Source organism: Phormidium sp. CCY1219, assembly GCF_055795085.1.
Genome location: NZ_JAYFEQ010000970.1, coordinates 1 through 2,658 on the forward strand (window position 1 = coordinate 1; position 2,658 = coordinate 2,658).

General features: G+C 56.6%; 1 protein-coding gene. It reads right to left on the minus strand.

Going from position 1 to position 2,658, the window contains the following annotated elements; translation table 11 throughout:
- Window positions 1-2,544 (minus strand): CHAT domain-containing protein (locus AC0QH1_RS31180; RefSeq protein ID WP_324635335.1); only part of this gene is annotated, 2,544 nt, incomplete at its 3' end.
- Between the last annotated feature and the right edge of the window lie 114 nt (window positions 2,545-2,658).

Below are 2,658 nucleotides of genomic sequence, written 5' to 3' on the forward strand. Positions count from 1 at the left end.
CAAGTTGCCGATGCGTTCGTAGAGTTCCAAGGATTCGGTGTGAAGGGCGATCGCCGCCTCGTTTTCCCCAAGCTGTGTTTTGAGGGTTGCTAAATCATGAACGATCGCGGCTTTTCCTCGTTCATCATCTGGGGGACAATGGTCTAATGCTTGTTGATAGTGTGCTGCTGCCTTTTCCACCTCCCCGAGTTGCTGCTCAGACCGCGCCAGATTACGAAAGATGCGATAATCTGCAATCACTGCTAAGGTGTCTTGGCAGATTTTGAGCGCTTCTCGAAACTGACTGGTTTTATTCCATAGAGTACCCAGCACATTTCCCATATTGGCCGCAATTTCTCCGGCATTTCCGCACAAGGCGAGGCGATGAATTTCTTTCAGTCGTTCCTCGGTTCGCTTTTCCGAGTCTTCCCACCAATGCCGATATAATATCTCTGCCGCTTCACGGTGCAAGGGGGGGTTGTTTTCGGGCAGGGGCAGGGGCAACAGGCGCGGTACCCGCAGCAAGGTGCCATCTGCTGGGGAGGGGATGTTTTCGAGCAATCCCAGGGACTGGGCGCGCTGGATGTGAGTCTCTAGATTGCGGATGGGGCGGCACATGTCTGCAAATGCCGCGTGGGGGACGGGGACCTGAAACAGCAACCCCAAGCGCAGCATCTCTCGCAGGTCTTCCGCCTGCTGCGCGAGCAATTCTTCAGCGAGAATATGGATGCGAAAGTCTTCCACCTGCAGGCCGGTTTCCGGCAAGATGTGCGCCAACCATTCCAACAAGCGGGGGTTGCCATCGGCGGCCCGTTTCGCCCGCTGCTGCAAGCTTTCCTCTACCTCGGATCCTTTTTGCAACGAGGGGAGGCGATCGCACTTTTTCTCTAAATCTGCCCCGCGTAATGCGGCCAAGGATTCCCGATGAAGGCGGCGATTCAGCGGTTCGGGGAGGGGAAAATCGTAGCGACTGGTGAGGATGGTGCGATGGAGACGGCGCGAGTTGGCGATCGCCTGCAACAAATCCTGCAACACGGACACCACTGCCGGTTTCAATACCTGCTGCCCATCGGCCCGCGCTTCCAGATTCGCCTCGAAATCATCCAGCACAAAAACCAACTGCTGGTTCTCCTCATTCAATCCCCCTTGCAGAAACAGTGTCAGGCGCTGCAACAGCGGCAAGTTCCTTTGCAAAATCTCCAACCCCGTCTGGCTGGTACATTGGCGATACAAGGCGTTGATTAACTTCTGCTCGTCCAAACCGCGATGGATAAAGATAAGGCTGTACCCCGGCATCCGTTCCAGCAATCGCGCCGCCACGGTACTTTTCCCCACGCCGCCCATGCCGTAAATCAGCACCCCGAGAAACTGGGGCGATTTCAGCAACCTCCGCAAACAGCGCTGTAGGGTGCGTCGCCGTCCCACAAACTCCTCCCGCGTCGCCACTCGCACTTCCTGGGTCTCAGGGTCGAGAAACTCCTCCTGGGGCGATTCTGGCGGTTGCCAATTATAATTCTCCCAGGGTTCTACCAAGGCACCGGGACAGTGGCCGCCCACGTATAACCGCAGCAAGTGCCAGTCCCGGCATCCTTCTTTTTCCAACAAGTAGCGGTAGGTACTGGCCAACCCTTGCGCCAAGGTATCCCCCTGCGCCAACTCCCGATACAAATGTGCGGCAGCCGTGGTGGCGGTTCGGTCTGCCACCGGCAGTCCCCAACTCAGTACCGCCCGCGCCCCTTCGCCAATCAGACTTTCCGCCATTGAGGGCACCGCGCCATTCTGCCCTGCCTGTCCCGTGCGACATCCGGATAAAAAGATTAACCCCGGCCAGCGGGTGCGAAACACCTCTGCCAGCTCTCGCACAAAAGTCTGGTGCGCTTCTCCGGTTTCGGTTTCGGTGAGGAAATAGGGACGATAGGGGTTCTGGCGCTCCAGGTCTGCATGTCCCGTGAGATGGAACAGGTGGAAATGGTTGGCTTTGTATCGCTTCCAGGTTGTGGCCAACTCGGCCACGCAACCGCTTTCCTCCACCCGCACTTGCACCGCCACATTGTCTTTCGTGGCCGCCAGAATGCGCGCCTCTTCTTGCTCAAAGTCGAGCACCGGTGCCACGTTTTCCGGAGAAGTAGCCATAAAAAATACCTGCAACGGGCCTTGCTGCGGGTCGGGCAGTGGCGGTGTCTTCCCTTCTATCCACCGCATCGGCACCACCATCGGATTCACCCGTTGAACCAAAAAACTGCTGCGGTCGTGCAGTATTTCCCAAGGCAAATGGGCCAATCGTTGTGAGGGGGCAATGGCTAACATCAATACATCTTCCCCGCACTGGTCTATGGCGCGACTCAACCACCGCCCCTCCCCATCCAACCAGCAAAACAACCGCTGCCCGAATTGCTGCAGTTTCGGGTCGAGAAAGTAATAATTGGTCTGGCTTTCCTTGACAAGTTCGGATATTTGTGCTATGCTTAAGGTTTGAGATTCATAGGTGATGTCGGGTTTGACCCAATAGCGCAATTCCACACAATCGGCTTGCAGGTCCTCGAGTTTAATGCGAAGGATGCTCATCGGGGGATAGGGAGAGAGACAACAATTAAACGAAAAAGGCGTGGGTTGAAACCGGCTCGCATCCAGGGGCGATCCGCAATCCCCGGCGTGGGTTGAAACCGGCTCGCATCCAGG